We start from the raw sequence: 2,563 nt of genomic DNA, 5'->3' as shown, positions 1-2,563 counted from the left end.
GTGATCATAGATTGATCGTGTGGAATTTCTTCGGCTGTCAAAGGCCGTGAAGCGTCTCGGTGGTCATCCCGTGACGCTTGGTCTTTGGGCTGGCTCGGGGAAGATTCCGGTGACTTGGGTTGGCCGTGAGCGCCGGTTCTCCTCGATTGATGTCGAGGCGATGAAGGTTTCTACCGGCGGTGAGCGTTTTCGCTTGGAGGGCCTGTACGTGCGCGTCTGCGGCTCCAGTGGGCGGGAGTCTTCGTTGGAGGCGCACGAGAACGAGCTGCGGGCCACGTCCATCGGCGAGGTCGTCGAGGTTTTCCGTGACCGGGCCTCGGGCCTGCGGGAGGACCGGACCGGCCTCAACCGGCTGCTGCGGGCCGTTGCCGACGGAAGCATCACCGTGGTCCGGGTCACGCATGAGGACCGGCTTGCAAGGTTCGGTGTCGGCTGGCTCGAACACCTGCTCGCCGTGCACGGGGCCGCCCTCGAAGTGCTCGGGCCGAGGAAGCTCGGCGGGCGGGAAGAACTCGTCGAGGACTTCGTTTCTGTCGTCGCCACGTTCGTCGGGCGCCTGTACGGGATGCGATCGGCCGAGAACCGGGGTGGCCTGCTGGCCGAGTCGGGGCAATGCCGGGCTGGTGGCCGGTGAGCCGGAAGTTGCCGCTGGCCGAGGGCGAGACCTCCCGCACCGCGTGCGCGCGCATCCTTGTGCGTGCAGGTGTGGACGAGAAGACCGGCGAAGTCCTGTCCCAGGCCGTGCTTGCCGAACGTGTCGGCTGGTGTACCGGCCTGGTGGCGGGCATGGTCTGCGCTCTGATGGGCGAGCACTGGAACAGCGCAGGTGTGGATGTGTTGGCCTCCGGGGAGGACGCGGGCGGTCGGAAACTGCCGTCGAACGCGTGGATGGCGCTGCGGCGCCTGGGCTGGACCGCCGCCACGCCTGAGGGTGTGAAGGTCAATGACCGGATCGTGCGCATGGCCCAGGAGCAGGCTGGGCGTGCTCTGCGCTCGGCGAAGTGGCGCGCTGATCTGACCGCCGGGGTGCTGGCGACGTGGCCGGCCGATCCGCGTAAGCGCACTCCGGTCGAGTGGGATCAGGTGCGGGCCTCGATCCCTGGCGGGGAGTATCTGCCGTCCAGCATCATCAAGGGCCGAACCCGGCAGGTTGCCAAGTTCGGCAAGGCCAACGGCCGCCTGCCCGTGGACGTGTTCGAGCTCGAAGGCACCCCGAAGATCCCGCGGATGCTGCTGCTCGCCGCGTGCGACGGGCAGCAGGCCACGATCGAGCGTTCCGAGACCGACCCGGCGAGGGCGCTGCTCCGCTTGCAGCTGCCCACCCGTCCCGATCCGCAGGCGTACCGGGACTGGACGTGGGTGCAGTGCCCGATCACGCTGCCGTCCACGGTCCCTGCGGGCGCGGTTGTGCACCTGCCCACCCTCCGCGTAACCGGCCGGCAGGTGCGAGCCGATGTCGCGTACACGCACGCCGTGCCGAAGGCCCAGCGCGCTGGGCACACGGTGGCGCTCGGCGTGGACTGGGGACTCAACACCCTCCTCAGCGCGGGGGCCGTACGACTCCACGACAACGGCCGGATCACCTCCCTCGGGGCCGGTGCCCAGTTCCGCGCCGCCGGCGTCCTCGCCAAGCAGCACCGCCTCCGGCGCCTGTCAGAGCGGCTGCACGCCAAGGACGACCAGTACGTGCGGCTGATCGACGGCCGCCCCGACGAACACCTGACCGCGAAACACGAGGTGCTGCGCGGCGAGATCCGGCACGTGTCCGGTCGCAGGTCGCACCTCAACGACGCGCTCGCTTGGGCCGCCGCCCGCTGGGCCGTCGACCAAGCGATTGCCGCCGGAACGACCGTCATCTACCTCGAAGACCTGCGGTCGATGGAAGCCAAGGGCATGGGCCGCACCCACAACACGCGCCTGTCCCAGCAGGTGCGCGGGCAGATCACCGACCGCATGCGGCACCTCGCCGCCGAGGCCGGTATCGCCGTGGTCACCGTCCCAGCCCGGAACACCTCAAAGCACTGCCCGCAATGCCTGACCCCGCTGTGGCACCGCAAAGCCCCCGACCGGCCCACCACGGCGGGCTGGAAGTGGGCCATCTGCCCCAACAGAGAAAGCTGCGGCTGGCAGGGAGACCGCGACCACGGCGCCTGGCGCCGCATCGCAGCCCGCGGCCTGGCCCATCAGGCCAAAACCGTCATCGACCGCACCAACCGTGCCATGGGTGATCCGCTCGGTCGTGGACAAGCTCGAAGCCAAAGCCGTCGTCACCCCGACCACCAAGGCCAGCCGCAAGGACCGGTCGAAGACCGGCCCCGCCCGACCCCACACCTCACGCCCCGCGCCCAGGCGACGCAGGGCACCCTCCCCCGCCAGACCTCACGGCCCGGCAGGCAAGCGTCCGGAGGGACACGCACCAACGGACCGGACCCAGCTGCCCCGCGCAGCCCACCGGCACCAGAGCGTGAACGCGATCAGCACACCCACCACCGGCCACCGGCCGCGAGGGGCCGCCCTGGGCGCGGGATTCCACCTCCACGCCCATGCATCCCCACCACGATGG

General features: G+C 70.0%; 2 protein-coding genes. Both read left to right on the top strand.

Annotation, left to right across the window (positions count from 1 at the left end; genetic code table 11):
- Positions 1–19 precede the first annotated feature (19 nt).
- On the top strand, positions 20–634 hold the full coding sequence (locus JNW87_RS37415) for an IS607 family transposase (RefSeq protein WP_238455350.1): 615 nt from the start codon (positions 20–22) through the stop codon (positions 632–634).
- A partial coding sequence (locus JNW87_RS41120) for a transposase (protein WP_238455349.1) occupies positions 631–2,563 on the top strand: 1,933 nt, incomplete at its 3' end. The genes JNW87_RS37415 and JNW87_RS41120, both read left to right, overlap by 4 nt.

The organism is Micromonospora sp. ATA51 (assembly GCF_016802855.1).
Classification (GTDB): Bacteria; Actinomycetota; Actinomycetes; order Mycobacteriales; family Micromonosporaceae; genus Micromonospora; species Micromonospora sicca.
The sequence above is the reverse complement of the archived record's forward strand: the minus strand, read 5'-3'. Positions and strand labels throughout refer to the sequence as shown.